This is a genomic window from Candidatus Megaera venefica (genome assembly GCF_034554655.1).
GTDB lineage: Bacteria > Pseudomonadota > Alphaproteobacteria > Rickettsiales > Rickettsiaceae > Megaera_A > Megaera_A venefica.
Window position 1 is genome coordinate 1 of sequence record NZ_JARJFB010000267.1, and the last position, 949, is coordinate 949.

The following is a 949-nucleotide window of genomic DNA, read 5'->3' on the forward strand; positions in this document are numbered from 1 at the left end:
ACTAGAAAACGGAGCGGATCTTCGATCAATTCAGGATTTACTTGGCCATCAAAGCCTTTCTACAACTCAAAGATACACGAAAATTAACCAATTGCACCTTGAATCTGTATACGATAAAGCGCACCCTGAATCCAAAGAAAATTTTTAACAAAATATTCTTGCGTTAATTTTTGCTTATGCGTTATATTGGGTTTGTATAAATTTTTAAAGGGAACATATGGAAAAAATCATTTTACCAGCTGGTTATAAACCTTCTGAAGACGAAGAATACATGAACCCAATGCAGCTTGAATATTTCAAACAAAAATTGCAAACCTGGAGAGAAGAGTTATTAGAAGAATCGCGCGATACACTTGATCACCTTAAAGAAGAGAATTGGAATGAACCTGATCTTACTGATCGGGCAAGCGTTGAAACAGAAACAAGCATTGAGCTTAGAACTAGAGACCGTTATAGAAAATTAATCGATAAAATTGAGCATACAATTGTAAAAATAAATAAAAACGATTATGGTTACTGTGAAGAAACAGGTGAAAAAATCGGTCTCAGACGCCTTGAAGCACGGCCAGTAGCCACTCTTTGCATAGAAGCCCAAATGCGCCACGAAAATTATGAAAAGACGCACCTAGACGAAGATAAAATTGATATATAAGAAAATTACCTGGTTGTGCATATCTCAATGATTGCGCACCAGGGATTTTACTCAAAATACTAAAATTCTTTGGATGGGAAGTAGGCCTCAATGACCTAAGGAATAATCCATAATATCCCCGATTATGTTATCGGCAACATTTTCACTCCAAAAGGCTATAAGATTATTTGTTACCAACCCTGTTATAGCTACACAACCTACAGAACTTATGCCAGCCCATATATCCTTATCATAATAAGCTTTATAAGCCAAACCACATGACAAAGTGGCAAACACAGTTATACAACCAATCCCTTG

The 949-nt window shown here is 36.1% G+C and carries 3 protein-coding genes; 2 read left to right on the plus strand and 1 reads right to left on the minus strand.

The genetic code is table 11. The annotated features are described in order from the left end of the window. Positions 1-148, plus strand: a 148-nt coding sequence (locus Megvenef_RS09670) for a tyrosine-type recombinase/integrase (protein WP_322777700.1), incomplete at its 5' end; no start/stop codon positions are given. Positions 149-217: 69 nt separating this feature from the next. Next, on the plus strand, positions 218-652 hold the full coding sequence (gene dksA / locus Megvenef_RS09675) for an RNA polymerase-binding protein DksA (RefSeq protein WP_322777698.1): 435 nt from the start codon (positions 218-220) through the stop codon (positions 650-652). Positions 653-739: 87 nt separating this feature from the next. On the opposite strand, the gene Megvenef_RS09680 is transcribed toward dksA, so the two are convergent. Beyond that, on the minus strand, positions 740-949 hold a 210-nt coding region (locus Megvenef_RS09680; protein ID WP_322777699.1), incomplete at its 5' end, for a hypothetical protein.

Bases quoted from the DNA above. Each gene is read 5' to 3' on its own strand.
- dksA (WP_322777698.1), top strand. From the start codon at position 218: ATGGAAAAAATCATTTTACCAGCTGGTTATAAACCTTCTGAAGACGAA.